The organism is Porphyromonas crevioricanis, assembly GCF_900167225.1.
Taxonomy (GTDB): Bacteria; Bacteroidota; Bacteroidia; order Bacteroidales; family Porphyromonadaceae; genus Porphyromonas; species Porphyromonas crevioricanis.
This window is the reverse complement of the sequence record NZ_FUXH01000005.1, coordinates 71,009-92,241: the sequence shown is the minus strand read 5'-3', so window position 1 is coordinate 92,241 and position 21,233 is coordinate 71,009. Positions and strand designations below refer to the sequence as shown.

16 protein-coding genes are annotated in these 21,233 nt (G+C 45.4%); 14 read left to right on the top strand and 2 right to left on the bottom strand.

Annotated features, from left to right (window positions below; genetic code table 11):
• The first annotated feature begins 17 nt into the window (after positions 1 to 17).
• The 8 genes from B5D48_RS04310 (at position 18) to B5D48_RS04275 (ending at position 12,892) form a co-directional block, all read left to right on the top strand.
• Positions 18 to 413 (top strand): HIT family protein, encoded by a 396-nt coding sequence (locus B5D48_RS04310; RefSeq protein WP_023936449.1) that lies wholly within the window; start codon positions 18 to 20, stop codon positions 411 to 413.
• Positions 414 to 418: 5 nt separating this feature from the next.
• Positions 419 to 2,773, top strand: coding sequence for an Ig-like domain-containing domain (locus tag B5D48_RS04305; protein ID WP_023936450.1), 2,355 nt, complete (start codon positions 419 to 421; stop codon positions 2,771 to 2,773).
• A 340-nt stretch (positions 2,774 to 3,113) separates the two neighbouring features.
• Entirely contained in the window at positions 3,114 to 4,316 is a 1,203-nt protein-coding gene (locus tag B5D48_RS04300) for a T9SS type A sorting domain-containing protein (protein ID WP_023936451.1), read from the top strand.
• 226 nt (positions 4,317 to 4,542) lie between these two features.
• Positions 4,543 to 7,686 (top strand): T9SS type A sorting domain-containing protein, encoded by a 3,144-nt coding sequence (locus tag B5D48_RS04295; RefSeq protein ID WP_042120167.1) that lies wholly within the window; start codon positions 4,543 to 4,545, stop codon positions 7,684 to 7,686.
• 323 nt (positions 7,687 to 8,009) lie between these two features.
• Positions 8,010 to 9,389, top strand: coding sequence for a TolC family protein (locus B5D48_RS04290; protein WP_023936454.1), 1,380 nt, complete (start codon positions 8,010 to 8,012; stop codon positions 9,387 to 9,389).
• A 59-nt stretch (positions 9,390 to 9,448) separates the two neighbouring features.
• Complete coding sequence (locus B5D48_RS04285) at positions 9,449 to 10,471, top strand: HlyD family secretion protein (protein WP_023936455.1); 1,023 nt, start codon at positions 9,449 to 9,451, stop codon at positions 10,469 to 10,471.
• A 13-nt stretch (positions 10,472 to 10,484) separates the two neighbouring features.
• Positions 10,485 to 11,657, top strand: coding sequence for an ABC transporter permease (locus B5D48_RS04280; protein WP_036888391.1), 1,173 nt, complete (start codon positions 10,485 to 10,487; stop codon positions 11,655 to 11,657).
• A gap of 11 nt (positions 11,658 to 11,668) precedes the next feature.
• The gene (locus tag B5D48_RS04275; protein WP_023936459.1) at positions 11,669 to 12,892 is read left to right on the top strand and encodes an ABC transporter permease; all 1,224 of its coding nucleotides are present in this window, start codon (positions 11,669 to 11,671) and stop codon (positions 12,890 to 12,892) included.
• An 863-nt stretch (positions 12,893 to 13,755) separates the two neighbouring features.
• On the opposite strand, the gene B5D48_RS04270 is transcribed toward B5D48_RS04275, so the two are convergent.
• Both B5D48_RS04270 and miaB read right to left on the bottom strand, forming a co-directional pair.
• Entirely contained in the window at positions 13,756 to 14,172 is a 417-nt protein-coding gene (locus B5D48_RS04270) for a MerR family transcriptional regulator (protein ID WP_023936080.1), read from the bottom strand.
• A gap of 61 nt (positions 14,173 to 14,233) precedes the next feature.
• The gene (gene miaB / locus B5D48_RS04265) at positions 14,234 to 15,586 is read right to left on the bottom strand and encodes a tRNA (N6-isopentenyl adenosine(37)-C2)-methylthiotransferase MiaB (protein WP_023936078.1); all 1,353 of its coding nucleotides are present in this window, start codon (positions 15,584 to 15,586) and stop codon (positions 14,234 to 14,236) included.
• A 204-nt stretch (positions 15,587 to 15,790) separates the two neighbouring features.
• Between miaB and B5D48_RS04260 the strand changes: the two genes are divergently transcribed.
• The 6 genes from B5D48_RS04260 to B5D48_RS04240 all read left to right on the top strand — a co-directional run bounded on the left by B5D48_RS04260 (position 15,791) and on the right by B5D48_RS04240 (position 21,225).
• A complete protein-coding gene (locus tag B5D48_RS04260; RefSeq protein WP_023936074.1) occupies positions 15,791 to 17,290 on the top strand; it encodes a butyryl-CoA:acetate CoA transferase in 1,500 nt (499 codons plus the stop codon).
• 91 nt (positions 17,291 to 17,381) lie between these two features.
• Complete coding sequence (locus B5D48_RS04255) at positions 17,382 to 17,969, top strand: DUF805 domain-containing protein (protein WP_023936072.1); 588 nt, start codon at positions 17,382 to 17,384, stop codon at positions 17,967 to 17,969.
• Between the two features lie 161 nt (positions 17,970 to 18,130).
• Positions 18,131 to 18,436, top strand: coding sequence for a hypothetical protein (locus B5D48_RS09225; RefSeq protein ID WP_234985400.1), 306 nt, complete (start codon positions 18,131 to 18,133; stop codon positions 18,434 to 18,436).
• Entirely contained in the window at positions 18,437 to 18,793 is a 357-nt protein-coding gene (locus B5D48_RS09220) for a potassium channel family protein (RefSeq protein ID WP_262501278.1), read from the top strand. It abuts the gene before it with no gap.
• A 222-nt stretch (positions 18,794 to 19,015) separates the two neighbouring features.
• The gene (locus tag B5D48_RS04245; RefSeq protein ID WP_023936067.1) at positions 19,016 to 19,435 is read left to right on the top strand and encodes a deoxycytidylate deaminase; all 420 of its coding nucleotides are present in this window, start codon (positions 19,016 to 19,018) and stop codon (positions 19,433 to 19,435) included.
• 23 nt (positions 19,436 to 19,458) lie between these two features.
• Positions 19,459 to 21,225: a S41 family peptidase gene (locus tag B5D48_RS04240; protein WP_023936065.1), complete on the top strand. Its 1,767-nt coding sequence runs from the start codon at positions 19,459 to 19,461 to the stop codon at positions 21,223 to 21,225.
• Positions 21,226 to 21,233 lie beyond the last annotated feature (8 nt).

Sequence of the window (21,233 nt, the reverse complement as noted above, 5' to 3'; positions counted from 1 at the left end):
GGATCTAAAGAAATACAATGGCAACAATCTTCAGTAAGATCATCAATGGTGAGATTCCATCGCATAAAATAGCCGAAACCGACGATTATTACGCTTTTTTGGATATCAATCCTTTGGCTATGGGGCACACTTTGGTTGTCCCCAAGCGAGAAGTGGATTATATATTCGATCTTGATGATGAGTATTTGGCTGCAATGACAGTTTTTGCCAAACGTGTAGCAAAGGCTGTCAAGGAGGCAATTTCTTGCAAAAAGATCGGAGTAGCTGTGATTGGACTGGAAGTACCGCATGCACATATTCATTTGGTACCGATGCAGCAAGAGTCCGATATCCATTTCGGAAAAGAAAAGCTCAATCCTACGCAGGAAGAGCTGGCTAAAGTAGCCGAATTGATTCGTCAAGCCTATCGGTAAGACCAGTGTCTCGCTTCTTCTCTTCGGTACGTTGCTGTGAACAGCTATGGGTATCGTTGCTGTTTTTGGCGGTGACGTGGGGTCTTTCAGCCTGTGCCAGTAAAGCATCTCCCGAAGGAGGACCTTTTGATCAGGATCCTCCCAAGCTCCTTCTGGCTACACCACTACCTAACAGTGTACAGGTAGAGGGTAAGCGAATTAGGCTACAGTTCGACGAAATAGTGCAGGTGAAAAGTCCCCTCACCAAGGTGACACTTTCGCCCCCTCAAGCCGAACCGCCAAAAATCAAAGTATCGGGACGAAATGTTACTATTGAACTTCAGGAAGATCTCCTCCCTAATACAACCTATGCGATCGACTTCTCCGATGCCGTTGCCGATATACACGAGAATACTCCGATAGAGGGATTTGTGTACTCATTCTCTACCGGAGATCACTTGGATAACGGTCGGTTGAGTGGAGTAGTCGTGGATGCTCGCACATTAGAGCCTATGGAGGGCTTGAAGGTTGGGGTGCATGTCGATCGTGGGGACTCGGCCATTATTACCAAGCCCTTCTACCGAGTGTCAACGACTCGTAGTGATGGCCATTTCTCTCTACTTCATTTGCCGGATTCTTGCTATCGTATTTATGCCCTTCAGGATATAGACCGAAACTATATGCTTTCTCCCAATGGAGAGGGTTTAGCCTTTGATAAGCAAATTCACTGCGCAGTTCAGGATTTGCCCAGAGAGGAGGTGGTTGACAGCGTGTTGTCGGATACTATCCATAAGGAAATGTCCGATTCCTTGCCTGCTAATCCTGCCTCTCTTGTATCGAAGGAGAGGCAAGTTTCACAAGCTGAGGTTGTGGCTACTGCCGCACTCGATTCTGTTTCCCTGATAAGCTCTACTCAGGGGCAGTCTCTTTCTTCCGAATCATTGCAGGATAGTATTCTTTTGAATGGAGCAGACACAGCTCTTCTGGCTGTACCTGGCAATCTTTCACAAGGAAGTTTACCGCCCTCTTCTTCTCGGGAGATCATATTGCGATTTTTTCGCCCTGTGCAAGATGCTCAGAAGCTACTCAAGTCCGAACGTCCGGATTCGGCGGTTTTTGTACTGAATTTTGCTATCCCGGTTGATCAAATGCCGGAGATTAAATTCCCGGACTCTCTTTCTGTTTCGTCACTTGTGTTGCCGGTCAGTCGGAGGGTTACAGTGGATTCTTTGCCCGACAGTTTATTCAGGGAGCTAAGTCGCCCCACTGTGGAGAGTCGCCCCAGTAGGCCCTATCCATTCTTGGCTGCTATTAGGGAGAATGCTACGACTCTGCGGTACGAGATCCTTTCTCCTGATTTGTCCGCTCGAGATAGCATTCCGCTTGAAGTCTCTTATTCAAGTCTAGATTCCCTTCGTCAGCCTATCGTGCTTACCGATACGTTATTTTTACACAAACAAAAATCGAAAAAAACTCCTATAGCTCAGGACGATAAGAAAGTCAAAGAGGCTACCCCTATTGCCACAAATGAGAAAGAAAGCAAAGCCAAAGAGAAAGAAGATCGGCCTTCTGTAGTACAACAGCCGGCAGACAGTACAGGTCAGATACAAGACAAACGCCCTCGTTTTGAGTTGCAAGTCTTCGGTAGCAAGGGTATTTATTCCAAAACACCGCTGGACACGGTTTCTATTACTTCGCCCCATCCTATTGTAGAGCAGCTTGACAGTCTTATTTGTGTGGAGGTCAAATCAGACAGTATTTGGAGGCCTTTCTTGAACTATCAGATAGAAACATTGCCCGCAAATGAATGTGTATATCGTTTGTCTTCTGATTGGCAGTGGGGGAGTCTGTATCGCTTCTCTATTGATGAGGCTGTATTGCAGGATTACTATGGACAGGTGAATAAAGCCTTCAGCTTTACTCTGGAGCTGGCGAAAGAGCAGGAATACGGCAGTGTAGAGTTGGAGATCTCTCCGGTAGCCGATAATTGCGTGGTAGAGCTCCTCGACAATACTGAGAATGTATTAGCAATGACCAACACCGTCAATGGCAAGGCTGTGTTTCCTTATATCAATGCCGGAGAGTATTACGCGCGCCTCTTTATCGATGCTAATGCGAATGGGCGTTGGGATACCGGCCAATATCCGGATCGATTGCCGGAAGAGGTCTATTACCTTCCCAAGAAACTGCTTGTCAAAGCTCAATGGATCACAAATGAGATTTGGCAGATAAACGAATTACCTCTGGATGAACAAAAGCCGGAGGAGCTTCGCAAGACTAAACCACAGGAAGAAAAGAAAGATCTTAACGAGGAGTATTGGAAACGTATGGAGAAGCGGAATTTCAAGCGTCCTGACGACAAGTCGATTCGTGGATTTTGATAAGTGATTTCTCCGATCACAGCACTTTCTGCTTTTCCCTGTCTATCGGAGGCCCCCCCCCTCCATTTTTTTGCTACCGATTATTATGGACTATCAGTTGAGGAAACTTCGTACTAAATAGGTTGTTCTTCTAATTCCCTTATCTCGCCTGTCATATGTATGAGAAAGCCTGTTGATATACCTACATATGTCTTGTGAAATGGGTTTTAGTAGCTATTTATAGCTTCTTTTTAGGCCTTTTGTTTGCTTTTGTGATTTTGTTTCCTACCTTTGTGTCGATGGGGTTATAGTACGATACTATACAAATAAACCTGATCGTATTAACGAAAAACAATGAGATATGAAAAGAACAATTACTTCTCTTTTTTTAGCTGTGGCCTCCTTGGGGGTGGCCTCTGCCCAGGTACCAGAATCTGCTTCGTTACCAGCAAATGAAGGAAAGGAGATGTTTCTCTCGGGAATTTATAGCTCAGATCAACTCAAGGATTTCTCTTATCGTTTTGTCTATGACAAAGAAAACCGATTCGTTGCCAGAGATCTATTCAAGTACGAAGACCTTAGAATGCATACTGATTCGCTCTATTACGATGATCATGGCAACATTGTACGTTTAGACATCTACAAGGTATTGGTAGAGAAGCCGACCGAAGATCCTGCAACGTGGTACCAAGAACCGACTGTAGTGGATACTCGTTTCGTGTATACCTACAATGAGAAGAACCAGATGACTCATCGCACAGTCTATATGCTCGATCTTACCAAACCTTTCAACGTAATGGACTTCTTCTATAGAGAAGATGGATTGCTTGATCGCTGGGAAGAAACAACTACGGCTAACCAAATGATAAGGTATGAATACAATGATAAAAAGCTCCTAATCAAGGAAACGCTTTATGGATTGTCCGGAAGTGGAGCAGATAGAGTAGAGACAGCTAGAGCCTCAATTGACTATACTTATGATGCAAATGACAACTTGCTTAAGGCTGAGTATAGGTCTGTTATGGACAATTGGGCTACTGTCTTTAAAGAAGATATATATAAATACGAAGATGATAATTTGATCTCATTTGTGGGGGTCAATCAAGGAGGGAGACGAGTTTTTGATAGAGTCTTCGAGTATGACAAGAGTATAGATGGAACAAAGGTTTTCTATCCGCAGCTACCTTTTACCGAGATATCTCGTGTTGTGTTGCGTGGGCTAAAAAATTGTCGAACCAAGGAGACTTACTATTCTCTCTCAGGAGGATCGGCTGAGAAGGAATTAGACTATACCTATACTTACTCATTCCCTGCTTCTACCAAAGAGGTAAGTCGCGAAGTTAAAGTAAAGGTGTATCCCAATCCTGCAACAGATCTAATTGGGATTGAAGCTTCTGATATACAAAAGATTAAACTTTTTACTCTGAACGGAGAGCAAGTACGTAGCTTGGCTGTGGATGCCGATGTAGTTCGGATGGGAGTATCTTCCCTCCCCAGAGGTGTTTATCTCTTGCAGGTACAGACAGGAGTTGCGACTACTGTGCAAAAGGTGGTACTTCGCTAAACAAAAACACTCTTATGCTTATTAAATAGAGATGGAGGGAGAGGGTGTGTCGTAGTTCAGTTTACGGCATGCCCTCTTTGGGGTTTGTCGAAGAAGTCTAGGACAGCAGAGCTACAAAGCTGTTGATAAAATATGCATAACTTGGCCTGGTAGGTCGGATATACAAGCCGGTTTACTTGCTCAGATAGACCTCCATCCATTATTTGACTAAATCAGTATTACAAAGATGAACACTAATTCTTTTACTAGTACTAGTCGAATTAGACTTTTAGGGGCCGTACTACTTATGAGCCTCTTTGCTTTTGCTTCTATGAAAGCAGAAGCTTCTATGAAGCCTTCTCAACTTGGCTCAAAAGTAGAGCTCCGGGATGGCAATACGCAAACTCCGGCCATTTCATTTCGCACTACTACTCGTGTCGGATATCCCATCACGCTGATGTTTGAAGCAGAGGGCGAGGTGAAAGCTGATGGATTGAAAGAAGCGATAGTAGCCGATGGTAAGGAACAGATTTACACGTTGCTAAGTCCGGAAGTAAAGATCTATGGCAATATCCGGTCTTTCTCTTGTGTCGAGGACAAGGTTGTATCCCTTGATGTGAGCAACTGCCCTTCTCTTGAGGTGCTCTACTGCTCGGATAACCGAATTGAAAAGCTGGATCTGAAGAACAATAAGAAACTGACCAATCTGGGCTGTGGATACAATTCCTTGAATGTCCTCAATCTGAGTAATAATGTAGACTTGAAGGAGCTGAAGTGTCAGGGGAACTACATTGCCAACTTGGATGTGACTAAAAATAAGGAGTTGAGAGTACTCGACTGTAGTAGCAACTACTATCTGTATATGCTCGACCTGAAGAATAACCCTGAACTTACCAGTCTGAACATCAAAGACAATAAGTTCAATGCTATAGATCTGAAGGCAAATACAAAGCTTTTGGAGTTCAATTGTGAGAGCAACCTCCTGAAGGAGATAGACCTCAAGGCCAATGTCGCTCTAAAATCTTTTTCGTGTGCTCGCAATGAAGATCTTAAGAAAATAGATGTCAAGGCAAATAAGGATCTGGAGATTCTCGATTGTTTCAATACCAGGATAAGTTCTCTTGATCTTTCGGAGAATAAGAATTTGCGTTATCTCTCCTGCTCAGCTACATCTATCGAAACTATTGATCTGAAACAAAATACCGAACTGACAGACTTGAGTTGCTCCATCAAGAACCTCAAGAATCTAGATTTGTCGAAGAACACTCTGCTGAAAAGACTCAATTGCAAGAATGGACAATTGGAGTCTCTCCTCCTGTCTCAAAACCCTAAATTGGAGCATCTGGAGTGCACTAATAACAGGCTTGCAAGCTTGGATGTGTCTATGCTCAAAGAGCTTACTTATCTCGATTTTAGTGGTAATAATTTGAGTGAAATAGATTTGACTCAGAATGCAAAGCTCGATACTCTTAAGTGCAGTGAGAATCAGCTGACGAAGCTCAGTCTGGCTGAAAATCCGGATGTGCGATTACTTATTTGCTACAGCAATAAGATTAAAGGGAATGAAATGACTTCCCTTATCGAATCTCTCCCCATAGCCAAAGTGGGTGAATGGAATCGCATAGAGGTCATTGATACAAAAGATGAGAAAGAAGAGAACTACTGTTCCATGAGTGATGTGGCAAAAGCAACTACTTCCGGATGGAAAGTATTTGATTATGAACGTTTTGCAAATGGGGGAAAAGGAATTCCTTTCCGTGGTAATGATGCTCCGGCGATAGGTGAGGGCATGATCAAGATCACAACTGCAAAAGAAGTTGGGCAGAAGATTAATCTCACTATACAAGGAATAGGCACTATTGCGATAGAGGGTGTTAAAGAGGAAGCTCAATACGACAAGTGGGAGCATGAATATACGCTGGAGAAACAAGAGATCACGATCAAAGGGATTGTTACTCGACTTGTTTGCGACGACAATGCCATAAAGATGATAGACCTGTCCGAGGCTCCCGATATAGAAGAGTTGTCTTGCTCAAAAAATCGAATCTCCAAATTGGATTTGTCAAACAATAGAAATCTGGTCAGTCTGAAATTCACAAATAATGCTGCCACTGATCTGATTTTGGCCTACAACGAAGCTCTTGAGTACATAGATTGTAGTGACAATAACCTTGTTTCTCTCAATTTGACCCAAGCAGCAAAGCTCAAAGTCCTCAAAGCCAAGAATAATTTGTTGGCGGGCTTGAATGTGAGCTTCTGTCCCGATTTGGAAGTGTTGGATTGCTCCAGCTATGATAGCCATACTATGAGTCCTCTGGATTTGAGCCATAATCCCAACCTGCGTTGGCTCGACTGCAGTGAGACCGGGCTTACCGAACTAAATGTGTCGAAAAACTCTTTGCTCGAATATTTGGCTTGTCATACGAATAAGCTTGATGAGCTGGACTTGTCCAATAAACCGGTTCTGGATTCATTGATTTGCTATTTCAATAACCTGTCTCAGTTGGATGTATCTACTTGCGGTAAGTTATATTTCATGGATTGCTCCGGGAATAAGCTGACGAACCTTGATGTGTTGCAAAATATCTGTTTGGGCGAGCTGCGTTGCTCTAATAAGGGACTCAATAGCCTCAATTTGAGTGGTAACCCTGGTCTCATCGTTTTGAGCTGCAAAAATTCTCCTCTCAAGACTTTGGATTTGAGCAAGACTCCATGGATTCGTTCCTTGGATTGTACGAATACCGGGATCGATAAACTCGATGTCAAGCACCTGAAAGACCTCTCCGAGCTTGTCTGCAAACGCAATTCGATCTCCGAACTGGACTTGAGTGGAAACCTCAAATTAGATACACTTGATTGCTACAGCAATAAACTCTCTGCTTTGGATTTGTCTGCCAACAAAGCTGTCAAATATATTCGCTGCTATGAGAATCAGATTGAGGGAAGTCAAATGAGCAAGTTGATTGCCTCTCTTCCTAATCGGGCGAGTGCAGATAATGCCCGTATCATGCTCATTGATACGGAAAGCCAAGAGGAGAAGAACGTTTGCTATATCGAGGACGTAACCGCTGCAAAGAAGAAAGCTTGGCGAGTACTCGACTACAAGAACTTCGCAAATAATGGAGAAGGTGTAGACTATGAAGGTTCGGAAAAAGCCGTGTGTGTGCACCCTTCCGTCCAAGTTCGTCTCTTCCCCAATCCTGCAAAAGATTTCTTGTGGATAGAGGCTTCTGCCGAAGAGAATGTATATCTCTACAGTCTATCAGGCCAGCTCTTATTCTCTGCTGTGACCGACAGTGATGGTAGAGTTCAGTTGAACCTGACCTCTCTTTCTGCCGGACTTTATGTAATAAAAGTTGGAAAGACAGCTGTACAAGTAGTTGTGGAGTAATTCCGACAGAATAACCAGCTGAATAAAAAAGGTGTGCGGATCGAGAGATCGCACACCTTTTTTTGTTTCTACCAGATCAGTCTTCGGATCCGGATTTGAATCTTGCAGCAACCTTAAATAATGTAACAACTTTTATTGGAGATAAGCCTTGAAAGTGACATTTTGAATGTGGCAATACATGAGAACATTTAATTGCTACATTTGCTGGACGCTCTTGGCTGATCTCCTGATCGTGTCTTGTGTATTGGAAAGGGTTTAGAGAAGAGAGCAGCGAGGGCATAGTGTTTTTCTGCGGTGGCGGGAAGTAATAGATATACAATGGTATGAAAAAAAGAAAATGGTTGGTCGTAGGAACGACGACTGCATTATGGGCTATGCTTTGCCTGTCTATGGAGGCACAAACAGCCTTCACGTTGGATAGTTGCTATAGATTGGCACGAGATCGCAACAGAGAGATTGCTATCGCCAAGCACGAGATAGAGGCAGCCAAATACAAAGAGAAAGAGGTGAGTGTGAACTTTTTCCCTCAGGTGTCTCTCTATGGCGCTGCTGTGAGCTTTGGTGATGATTTACAACCCATCAACTATGATAAGTTGCTGGGGCCATTATCCCCCTTTGTCCCTCCTTTTATCAAAAACAAAACGAAAATCGGTATGTCAGATCTTCGTTTTGGGGCAGTTTCGGCTGTTCAACCCCTATTTATGGGAGGCAAGATCGTGGCCGGACGTCGTATGGCCAATGAGGCTACCAAGCTCAAGCAATCTACGCTAGAGATGAAAGAGCGTGATGTCTACGATGCTGTGGATGAGGCTTATTGGCAGGTGGTGGGATTGAGCAGTAAATTAAGACTTGGTAAGGCTTACCTCAAACTTATCAAAGATGCTTCTGCCGATGTGCATATTTTGGTGGAGCAGGGAATAGCGACCAAGGCAGATGCCCTGTCGGTGAGAGTGAAGCAGAGTGAAGCAGAGGTAATGCTGACTCGTATAGAAAATGGTTTGCAACTGAGCCGCATGCTTTTGGCTCAACGCTGTGGATTAGATCCGGAAAATCCTATCTATACAACGGATGAGCAAAATGGAGCTTTGGCCGATGGCTTAGAATTATATCGTTCTGCGGAGGATACAGACATTGCCTCTGTGGTAGAGAACAGGGTTGAGGTACGCAGTTTGAAAACGGCTGAGAAGATCTTTTCTCTTGAGCGCAGAATGGTATTGGCCGATATGTTGCCACATATCGCCTTGGTCGGTGGTTATTCCGTTTCTTCTCCCAATTATTGGTCTAATCCTGACAGAGTTTTTGGTGGTACTTATCATATCGGATTGGCTTTGACTATGCCATTGACGGGGCTTGTCAGTGGTACATTCAAGTATGGTAATGCAAATGAACGCTTGCTTATCCGCAAGTTGGAGACGGATGATGCTCGCACCAAAATTAATCTGCAAATCAACCAAACACGGCTGAACCTAACCCAAGCTCACAAGCAACTCAAGAAGGCCCAAGACAATGCCGACAATTCTAAAGAGAACTTGCGCATGGCTACTATCGGCTACAAAGAGGGGGTAATACCAGTCATCAATCTTACTCAGGCGCAAACAGCTTGGATACAAGCCGAAGATGCTCTCATCGAGGCACAGATAGGGGTACGTGTGGCATATACTAAATATCAGAGAGCGATCGGTGTGATGCCCATGGAAAATTGACTATTCCCACTTATCAGTAATAATTTTCAGCCTAAACATAAGCATATAAACAAGGTAATATGGAAACACAAAACGGACAAGTAGCAGGCGACAAGCAGAAGTTCAATATCAATAATATGCTACTTGCTTTTATTATAGTGATCGTTGTCATAGTCGTAATAGCTCTGGTGGGGATTCTCTTCCTCAAACCCAAGGCTGCTCCCATTGTAGGGCAGGTAGAGGTAGAAGAGGTGCGTGTATCTGGTAAGGTTCCCGGCCGCATTGTGACCTACTATGTGGAGGAAGGGCAACAGGTGAAAGCCGGAGATACACTTGTGCGTATTCATACGCCGGAAGTGGAGGCCAAATTGGCTCAGGCCAAAGCAGCTCAGCAGGCAGCAGAGGCGCAAAGACAAAAGGCAATGGTGGGAGCCAGAGAGGAGACCAAAAGGGCTGCTTTCGAGATGTGGCAGAAAGCCAAAGCTGGATTAGAGATCGCTCAGAAGAGTTATGAAAGAGTGAAAAAACTCTATGAACAGGACGTGATACCGGCACAGAAATACGATGAAGTAAGTGCTCAACTGCAGGCTATGCAGGCTACAGAGCGGGCGGCTAAAAGTCAATATGATATGGCTGTGAACGGTGCCCAACGAGAGGATAAGATGGCTGCCGCAGCTCTTGTAGACAGAGCCGGCGGAGCAATCCAGGAGGTTGATTCTTACCTGAAAGAAGGAGCCTTGCTCGCTCCTCTGGATGGGGTTGTAAGTGAGATTTTTCCACACAGAGGAGAGTTGGTAGGTAGTGGAGCCCCGATTATGAATATATACGATCCCGGAAAGAAGAAAGTCGTGTTCTCCATCCGTGAAGATTTGCTTGGAGACAAACGTATTGGTGTGGAAATCAAAGGCCATGTGCCTGCTTTGCAGGGCAAGGAGCTGTCTCTACGTATCGTAAAAGTAAAAGATATGGGTACCTACGCTGCATGGAAAGCGGCCAAGCCTTCTGAGCAAATAGACTTGCGTACTTTCGAGCTCACTGCTGTGCCTACGGATGAGGGCATTGCTAAAGACTTGCTACCGGGTATGTCTGTTGTTCTTCACTGAGATTCTACGGGCTATGCTCAAGCGTTTGCGTATCATATGGGAGGTGCAGCGTAGGGAATTCCGGCGCATGGGAGCCACGTCGGTCTATTTCTTCTGTATGCTGTTGGTACCTGTTTTGTCGATGCTTTTTTTTCTGCACCTGATGTCTGCGGGTTTACCAAAGGGCTTGCCCGTAGCTGTGGTTGATCAAGACAATTCGGTTGCATCCCGTAGTCTTATTGTCAATCTCAGTTCTCAGCAACAGACCGATGTGCAGATGCGTACCTATTCGTTTGAAGAGGCACGTATGGCCATGCAACATGGGAAAATCTATGGTATCTACCTAATCCCCAAGAATTTTAGTCGAGACGTGATCAACGGCCGTCGGCCACAAGTCTCATACTATTTCAATGCGAGCTATTTGATGGCGGGGAGTCTCACTTTCAAGGATATGAAGATGATGAGTGAGCTGGTCAATGGGAAAGTCATCCTGACATTGGCGGAAGCTCATGGAATACCGACAGAAGTGGCAATAGCCAAGATTCAGCCCATAAAAGTGGAGGCTCATATTTTGGGGAATGAGTGGTTGAATTATTCCATTTACCTCAATAATGCTATTCTGCCTGGCATTCTCCAGTTGATGATTTTCCTGATTACAGCCTATTCCATAGGGGTCGAGATCAAGTATCGCAGTTCACACGAGTGGTTGCGTATCTCCAGAGGTTCTATTTCTCTGGGTTTGTTCGGTAAGCTATCGGTGCATTTCGTTGTCTATTTTGCTGTTGGGCTATTGTTGCTTTCTGTTTTGTATGGCTATGTTGGCTTCCCTTTGCAAGGAGGTTGGTGGCCTATGATTGTGGCGATGACAGTCTTTATTATCGCTTCCCAAGCTATGGGTATTTTCTTTATTTCCATCTTACCTACACTCCGCTTGGGGCTGAGCTTCTCTACCTTGGTTGGGATGCTTAGCTTCTCTATTGCAGGATTTTCTTTTCCTCTCTCGGCGATGCCTCCGGCTATACAGTCTTTGGCTTATCTCTTCCCGTTGCGTCATTACTTTTTGATTTATGTCGATCAGGCTCTGAATGGGATTCCTCTCTATTATACACTCCCGTCATACATCGCCCTGTTGGCTTTTGCTTTTTTGCCGATGTTGGTCATGAAACGGCTTAAGCGAGCACTGATCGAATTCAAATATATTCCCTGAAAACTATTGTCATGCGCAGGAAACTATTCGATTTCCGGGAGGGACTCTCCGATATATACTATATCTGGCGGACTGAGTTCCTTTCCATCTTCAAGGATAGAGGAGTGATTATTCTCTTCTTCTTGGTCCCATTGCTCTATCCGTTGTTATATGCCTATCTCTACAATGAAGAGGTGGTATATGAGTCGAAAATGGTGATCGTAGACCAAGACAACAGCGACTTGTCCAGGGCTTATATCCGTATGATCGATGCCTCTGCCGGAGTGCAAGTGGTGGGTGTGACTACGAATGTCAATGAAGCCCGCCAATCCTTGTGGAACAAGGAAGCCTATGCCATAGTTCGTATTCCCAAGGGGTTTCGGAAAGATATTTATCAAGGAAAACAAACTCGGGTCACTTTTTTTAGCGACTTGTCCAGTGTCTTGTATTACAAGAATTTTATGCTCACGCTCAATCAGGCTGCTTTGGATTTGGGGCGTGCATATCGATTAAACCATGACATAGACAAGACCGGTCAGCCCGCTCTGATTCAGGTACAGCCCGTCGTGAATGAGGATGTCTCTTTTTTTAATCCGGCTGGAGGTTATGCCTCTTTCTTGCTCCCTGTTATCCTGATCCTGATTATCCAGCAAACGATGGTTATGGGAGTATCTATGTTGGCAGCCACGAAGAGGGAGCGAAGTCTTCACCGTGAGCTTATCCCCCTGATAAGCGACCGACATTATCGTGGTCCGATGCGTATTGTATTTGGCAAGAGTGTGGCCTATATAATGGTTTATGCTGTTGTTTGTGTTTGGGTCTTGCTGGCCGTGCCTGCGATATTCGATTTACCTCGTATGGCTCATCTCGGGGAGTTGGCTCTTTTTATCTTACCTTTCCTGCTGGCTTGTGTTTTCTTTTCTCTCTTCGTCTCTTGCTTTATTTTCAACCGAGAGGATTCTATGCTTTTAATCGCCTTTACTTCTGTTATTTTTGTATTCCTTTCGGGAGTCACATGGCCGGAGACAGCGATGCCCGAGATTTGGCGTTGGGTATCCTTCCTCATTCCTTCCACTCCCGGAGCCAGAGGTATGGTTGCTCTTAATACAATGGGAGGAGGATTGGAGGTCGTCTCTAATTATCATACGATATTGTGGATGCAAGCTGGAGGGTATCTTCTATTCTCTTCCTTGGGCTATGCCTATCTTTTGCGCAAACAGGAGAAAAAACTCAAGGATTTGGATAGAGAGATATAGACAAAGAATTAGGGACAAAGCTTGTTTGGAGGATTGTTATTCAAACCTCAGAGGCTTTGCTCAGGGTTTTGCGGTGTGCAAAAAGCCGATGAGGGGAATACCCTCATCGGCTCTTTTTGTTTTGATCGGGATTGATCAAGAGTGTACGGTAAATTAGCCAGAGATTAAAGTTTTCATGGGCAACATCATAAACAGCAGAGATCCTTAGGCCAATGTTTTTTTAGTACATACTCATAATTCAACCTGCCCCATAGCCTTATCCATTGCGGTAGCGTATCTCTATGATTAGACGGTATGGAGTTGTTGATTTCCATGTCTCTGATTCTACTTCTCAAGGAGAGGTATGAAATGCTTTCATGCAAATGATTTTTATCTGTTGTTTTTTATTGTGTTGTTTGTGTAAATAGATGAGAGGCCTTTTTGTCTTGAAAAGAGACCTCAATTGCCTTGATTTTTCTCTCATTTTTGATTTCCATGGGTTCTACTTTTTAGCGACACAGGAGGAAGCGAAAATTCTCTCCTGAGAGAATTTTTGCTAACACAGGAGAGAATAAAATTTTTCACAGGAGAGAATTTTGACCCTCTCAGAATGCCGATGAATAGGGCATTTTGGAAAGTGAGTTCAGAGGGTTTGAAAGGGAGAATGTTGAGCCGGATATTTGTGGGATTTTTCCTCGATTTTTCTCGTTTTGAGTGAAGAGGGGATTTTACAAAACATGTGTGTTTAGAGTTAGTGTTGCAGCCTCTATTTGATGAAACCCAAGCGATGCTTCCCGAAGGATTGATTTACCCCTCGGTTGACTTATTCGTTGGGTCTATGTATTGTGCTCTGAAGGGGAGGACTACTACCGCACGCTGTCATGTTAGGATCGTGGCTCCTCTTTCTTGGGTAGGATGCCATCCAATTGCAGGTCATTGGCAAGACGGGTGAGCATACTTTTTCTCTCTGTTTGGTCTAATGCTCTTCGCAGGTCGAACAGCTGTCCGCGAATGTTTTTCAGCAGGGTGATCGCTTTTATTCGTCCCTCCAATTCGTCTCCCTGCTGAGAAAGGGCTCTTTTGGCTCCTTCTATTGTAAGTCCTTGTTCTCGGATCAGAATACGCAGCGTCATGAGACGGTCTATGTCTTCTTGGCGATACAGGCGTGTACCTCTGCGAGAGGTTCTCGGTCGAAGTTCGGGGAGCTGACTTTCCCAGTGGCGTATGGTGCTCACCGGCTCATTGAGCTGATGAGCCACTTCTCCTATGCTGTAGTAAAACTTGCGTTGACTCATATTCATCCTCCATCCTTCTTCCCTTTTGTTTTTGCCTAATGTGCAAAAACTCGGCCGTGATTGCTTCTCACTCGATCACCGTCCCCAATAGGGTTGCACTACTGGCACTGTTGATACGCACTTGTACATATTGGCCCACACGATGCCCGGCTTTGTCGAAGATGACCACCTTGTTTTGCTGCGTGCGACCGAAGAGTTGTTCCCGGCTACGTTTGCTAAATCCTTCGATAAGGACCTCGAATGTTTTTCCGATGTCTCTCCGGTTACTTTCTTCGCTTAGTTTGTTTTGCAGGTCTATCATTTCGCTCAGGCGACGACCTTTCACCTCTTCCGGCACATCGTCCGGCAGGTGTTTGGCTGCGAAGGTCCCGGGACGTTCGCTGTACTTGAACATAAATGCTGAGTCGTAGCCTACTTCTCTCATCAAAGAGAGTGTTTCTTGGAAGTCCTCTTCTGTTTCGGAATGAAATCCACAGAATAGATCCGTACTAATGGCACAATCCGGCATGATGCGTCTGATGGCGGCCACGCGGTCGAGGTACCACTCTCTCGTGTAGCAACGTTTCATGGCCGTTAATATCTTGTTGCTCCCACTCTGTGCTGGTAGGTGGATGTGTCTGCATATATTGGGATAAGCTGCCATGACCTCAATCACATCATCGCCCATATCTCTCGGATGGGGTGAGGTGAAGCGGATACGCATCTGAGGGGCTTCTTCGGCAACCAGCTTGAGTAGTCCGGCAAAGGAGATCTCTTCTCCTTGTGGGTTTCGATAGGAGTAGGAATTGACATTTTGCCCCAGTAGGGTAACTTCTCGGAAGTTTTTCTCCCTCAAGTCTCGCACTTCGGCGAGGATACTGTCTACTTCGCGACTACGCTCTCGTCCTCTGGTATAGGGCACGATGCAATAGGAGCAAAAATTGTTGCATCCACGCATGATAGATACGAAGCCGGAGATGTGTACACCACCTATCTTCAGGGGGATCACATCCTTGTATGTCTCCTGCTTAGATAGCTCCACATTGATAGCTTTTTCTCCTTTTTCGACTGCTGCAATAAGGTTGGGTAAGTCCAGATAACTGTCCGGCCCGGCCACCAAATCGACTCCGTGCTTTTCGATGAGCTCTTGTTGTACGCGTTCGGCCATACATCCCAGCACTCCGATGGCAATGGCTTTGTGCAGCTTTCGGCGCAGAGCTTGCAGTTGTTCGATGCGGTGAATGACTCGCTGTTCGGCGTTATCTCGTACCGAGCAGGTATTGATAAGTATGGCATCGGCTTCTTCCGGGTGCTCTACCTGAGCATAGCCGGCCATCTGCATGATAGAAGCAACAACTTCGCTGTCGGCCACATTCATTTGACAGCCGTAAGTCTCGATGTATAGGTATTTGGTGGAGTCTATTCGGGTGGTATCGCTCATCGCTGGTATTTATTGATCGCCAAAGGGCAGGAAGAAACACTTTAATTGTGTATTTTTGGGTACTCAAAAGTAGTACAAACTAATGGATATTCCGGTTCAATAGAGCTGTATGGCGGTCTCTCTCTCCTTGTTGGCTGTCTGCCGGTTTGTCGGATCGGAATGGCTTGTATGTCAGTTACTCACACCAAATAAATTGCATTACATATGGCATTAAGATTTATCACGGCCGAGGAGGCCGCCAGCTTTGTGCAGCACAACGACAATGTCGGTTTCGGGGGGTTTACTCCTGCCGGATGTCCCAAGGTCGTTCCTCATGCTATAGCCGAGCGAGCTCGCAGAGAGCATGAGGCCGGTAGAGAGTTTAAGATCGGAGTATTCACCGGAGCCAGTACCGGTGATCGTTTGGATGGTGAATTGGCACGTGCCGAGGCTGTGAAGTTCCGCACACCCTATCAGTCCAATAAGGATTTGCGCAATCAGATTAACGCTCGTGAGGTAAGCTATTTCGATATTCATCTTTCTCATCTGGCGCAGGAATTGCGTTACGGCTTCTATGGCCCGATCGATGTAGCTATTGTGGAAGCTGCCGACGTCACGGAAGATGGGCGTATCGTACCCACCACGGGGGTAGGCCTCTTGCCTACTGTTTGCCGATTGGCAGAGCGCATTATTGTAGAGCTCAACGATAAGCATCCGAAAGAGATCTGCGGTATCCACGACATAGCAGAGCCGTTGGATCCTCCACATCGCAAGGATATGCCTGTTTATAAGCCCAGCGACAGAGTGGGGAAACCTTATGTGCAGGTGGATCCAGCCAAGATTGTAGGGGTTGTACGAACGAGCGAGCCGAATGACGATAGTGGCTTTACGCCCTTGGATGATGTGACTTTGGCTATTGGTAACAATGTGGCCAAATTCCTTGTGCAAGAGATGAAATCCGGACGTATACCAGCTGACTTTCTCCCCCTGCAGAGTGGAGTGGGGAATGTGGCCAATGCAGTCCTCGGTGCTTTAGGTGACAACGAGGAGATCCCTGCATTTGAGGTTTATACAGAAGTGATTCAGGATGCGGTGATTGGTCTGATGAAGAAAGGCCGGGTGAAGTTCGCCAGTGGCTGCTCTCTCTCAGTTAGCCGGGAGGTGATCCGTGATATATACAGTCAGTTGGATTTCTTTAAGGATAAGATCCTGCTCCGCCCCAATGAATATTCCAATAACCCGGAGATTGTGCGTAGGCTGGGTGTTATCACAATCAACACTGCTCTCGAAGCCGACATTTTTGGTAATGTCAATTCTACCCATGTGACCGGAACCAAGATGATGAATGGTTTGGGAGGCTCCGGAGACTTTACTCGCAATGGGTATATCTCTATTTTTACCACTCCTTCCACGGCTAAGGGAGGGAAAATCTCGGCCTTTGTACCAATGGTTTCGCATGCAGACCATAATGAGCATTCGGTAAAGGTGATTATTAGCGAATATGGTATTGCAGATCTTCGAGGAAAGTCTCCTATAGAGCGAGCTCGTACGATAATAGACAACTGTGTACATCCCGATTATCGTCCGCTGCTCAATGAATATCTCGATAGAGGGATTGCCGGGCATACTCCGCAGGATCTTACAGCCTGCTTTGCTTTCCACCGGGCATTGATCGAGAAGGGCGATATGCGCTTGACTGACTGGAAGGAATATCCTCAGAAATAAACCGCAAGAGTAGTCGAAAAGAGTTGGGCCGATCCTACCAAAAAGAGATGGGCCCAACTCTTCTGTAAGTAGCTAAAGGAAGAATTAGGAGATGAAGAAAGAGAATTCTTTGTTCGATTATTGGTTGGGCTGCTGGATGCAGTATGCCAACTTTAGGGGGAGAGCCGGACGGAAGGAGTTTTGGAGTTTTATGCTGTTTCAGTTTCTGATCTTCTTTGTTTTGGATTTTGTGCGCATCGTGAATGGCACGGGCTTTGCTCTCTTTTCGGTCTTGTTTGGATCTATTCTTGGAGGAAGCATCCCCTCCGGTATGAATCTTGTTGTCGAGGTTCTCTTTGCTCTGTTCTCCCTTCTGTTTTTTCTGTTTTCTCTCTTGCCTACAATGGCAGTGTTGGCACGACGGCTACACGATACAGGCAGGAGTGGCTGGTGGGGGCCTTTGTTCTTCTTGTCGATTGTCTCCAATGTCACGTTCTTTGCCATATTAATCAATTCTTGGGGACGGAAAGGAGGTATACCTTTTTTCTTGCTTAGCTTCGTTAATCTGTTGCTGGCCGCCCTTTTGTTTGCATGGACTATTAGCAGAGGAGATTTGGCCGAAAATAAATATGGGCCAAGTACCAGAAGATTGATCTTCTCTCTTGATGAGGAGACAGAGGAAGACAAATCAGACGTTTAGGTTCCCCTCACTTATTCCTGAATCGCTGGGTGCAAGAGAGAAGTGTCGAAAAAGGAGAGTTTTTTGATTTATCCTCTTCTCGAGGAGGGCTCTTTGTCTTAGCTGATTGACCAGTGCAAGCCAAAGCTTTACCGGCTTTGTTTAGCTCTTATTGTGTAGAAATGGAAGAAAATACTACAACTAAATTCGGTTTCCTAAATCTGGCGGTTTTTGTACTTTCCGTCTATGTTCTTGGTGTACTGATTATTGATACAACTTTTGAACTGCCACAAGAGACATCCCGGCTTTTGAATTACATTGATGTCGCCATTTGTATTTTCTTTTTCTTTGATTTCTGTGTAAGGCTCTGTCAGGCAGATGATAAATGGAAGTTCATGCGTTGGGACAGGATTGATTTGGTTTCGGGTATTCCGATGATAGACTTTTTGAGATTTGGGAGAATATTCAGATTGATCCGGCTATTCTGAATTTTAAGAGCATTCCGTACCACAAAGGATTTTGTGACATACGTTTTCAAAAGCAAGGCTCAGGGCACATTTGCTTCGGCTGCGATTTTAGCGATTTTGCTAATGATATTTTCTTCAATAGCTATTCTTCAGGTCGAAAATGCACCGAACAGCAATATACAAACAGCGGAGGATGCTATTTGGTGGTCTTATGTCACCATCACGACAGTCGGTTATGGGGATAAATTCCCTGTAACGACAGAGGGAAGACTTATTGCGATGTTTTTGATGACCGCAGAGGTAGGTCTTTTCGGGACTTTTACCGCCTACATCGCTTCGATATTTGTGTCGGATAAAAAAGAGGAAACGGAGACATAAAAAAAGAAGAGAGTATCCGTGTGTGGGTAATGACTGGCCAAAGAGCTATTTCAGTATTTGTAGTGCAGTCTTTTATGATGCTAATTTTCTGATGTTCGCCACGGAGAGAGGACTGTGTATTATCTTGATATAATGTTACTTTTGCAGGGTGGTGGCGGCCTTTTACTTCCTCTCTTTCCGTAAAACAAAAGTCGTGCAGGCTGTCACTCCTAAAGCAAAGCGATGGACAAGAATACCGAACTCGACAAACGCTACCTGCGAATGGCAGCTATTTGGGCGGAGAACTCCTATTGCGAAAGGCGCAAGGTGGGAGCACTCATAGTGAAAGACAAGCGTATTATTTCCGATGGTTACAATGGTACCCCTTCCGGCTTTGAAAATATTTGCGAAGACGAGAGTGGAGCCACCAAACCCTATGTGCTTCATGCCGAAGCTAATGCCATAACGAAAGTGGCTGGATCGACCAATGACAGTCGCGGGGCTACTATATACATCACGGACTCACCCTGTATAGAGTGTGCAAAACTGATTATTCAGTGTGGAATCAGGCGGGTGGTATATGCCAAGGAATACCGTCTTTCCGATGGTATAGAGCTGCTGCAAAGAGCCGGGATACAAGTCGATTTTCTGCCAATGCCTTAATGTGGAGGAAACACTAAACGGATATGGAGAACATAGATAAAAAGGAGCTTTCCTCCGATGAACAGGCAAATTCTGCAGAGGTAGAGCCAAAGGAAAGAGAAAAGGCAGACTGCAAGCAACCGGCAATGTCTGTAAAGTCTCATCATCTTGGTACGGCGGCCTATATCGTTATTGGATTGTTGGTCGCTCTTTTGGCTATTTATTCAGGTTATTATTTGGGCAAGCATTCCGGTGCGGCGGGCAAATATGCCAAGCTGAATGCTGTGTTGGAGTTGGTGGAGCAGCTTTATGTGGATGAAGTCTCGACCGATTCGATACAGGAAAAAGTAATCCCTCTTGTATTAGAGCAGTTGGATCCGCACAGCTCTTATCTCAGTGCTCAGTTGCAGCAGCAAGAAACCGAGCGATTGGAAGGTTCTTTCAGTGGTATAGGGGTACAATTCAATACAATTACGGATACAGTAGTCGTTGTGCAGGTGATTGCCGGGGGGCCGTCTGCTCGTGCCGGAGTGAAAGCCGGAGACCGCATTTTAGGTGTGTCTGGCTATGATCTGACCAAGCCTCCTTTGGATAGCGACAGTATTCGCAATCACCTCAAAGGTCTGGAAGGGAGTGTTGCTGATTTGTCCATTTTGCGCAATGGCAAGCCGATGCACCTGAAGGTAACACGTGGGCATGTACCGATCAACTCAATAGAATCGCAATACGAGATTGCTCAGGGTATCCTGTATGCCAAATTAAATGGTTGGGGGCGTACCACGCACAAGGAGTTCTTGGCAGCTGTTTCTCCCATGCTTACCAAGGGGCGACTCAAAGGTATAGTGCTGGATTTGCGTGGAAACGGTGGCGGTTATATGGAAGCTGCCGTAAGGATGAGCAATGAGTTTTTGCAGAGAGGGCAGAGTATTCTCTATGTAGAAGGAAAGGCTTATCCCAAAGAGACAGTCTTGGCCGATGGTACGGGATTGCTGAAGCGAGTCCCTTTAATTGTTATGGTCGATGAATTCTCTGCCAGCTCGAGTGAGATTTTTGCTGGAGCAATGCAGGATCAGGATAGAGCTGTGATTGTCGGCCGACGTACCTTTGGTAAAGGCTTTGTGCAGCAGCCGTATGATTTTCCGGACGGATCTGAGGTGCGACTTACTATAGCCCGATATTTTACGCCTTCCGGACGTTGCATACAGAAGCCCTACGAGCCGGGAAATTTGTACGACTATAGCATGGAGGTGCAAAATCGCTATGCGCAAGATGAGTGGGACAAAGAAATCGATCCTCCGCAAGACCCCAGATTGTTGTATCGTACACAAGGAGGGCGCGTGGTCTACGGTGGCGGAGGAATCTCTCCGGATGTCTTCATCCCGAGAGATACGACAGGTTTTACGAGCTATTATTTCCGACTGGTGAATCAGGGAGTACTGCACAAGTTTTCTTTTATCTATGCCGATCGTTACCGGGCTAAGCTCTCTCAATACAAGACTGCTGAGGAGTTGGTCGGTTACCTCAATACACAGGGACTACTCTATCAGGTGGGCAATTTCGCACATCGTGAGGGAATAGCCCTCCGCCCGAATGCCTTGCATAGCTCTGCCGATTTGATTCTTAACCAGACTTATGCTTTGATAGCTGAGCATATCCTTAGCAGAAAAGCCATGTGGATGATATTCAACGAACGAGACAATGGCATACTTCGCTGTGTGGAGATGATAGAGAAGGAGCAGGCTTTTCCTCTCAGTCTTAATGGACGAGAAGATCGAAAGGAAGAGGTAGAGAAAACCCCTTCTAAGGAATAGGAAAGGAA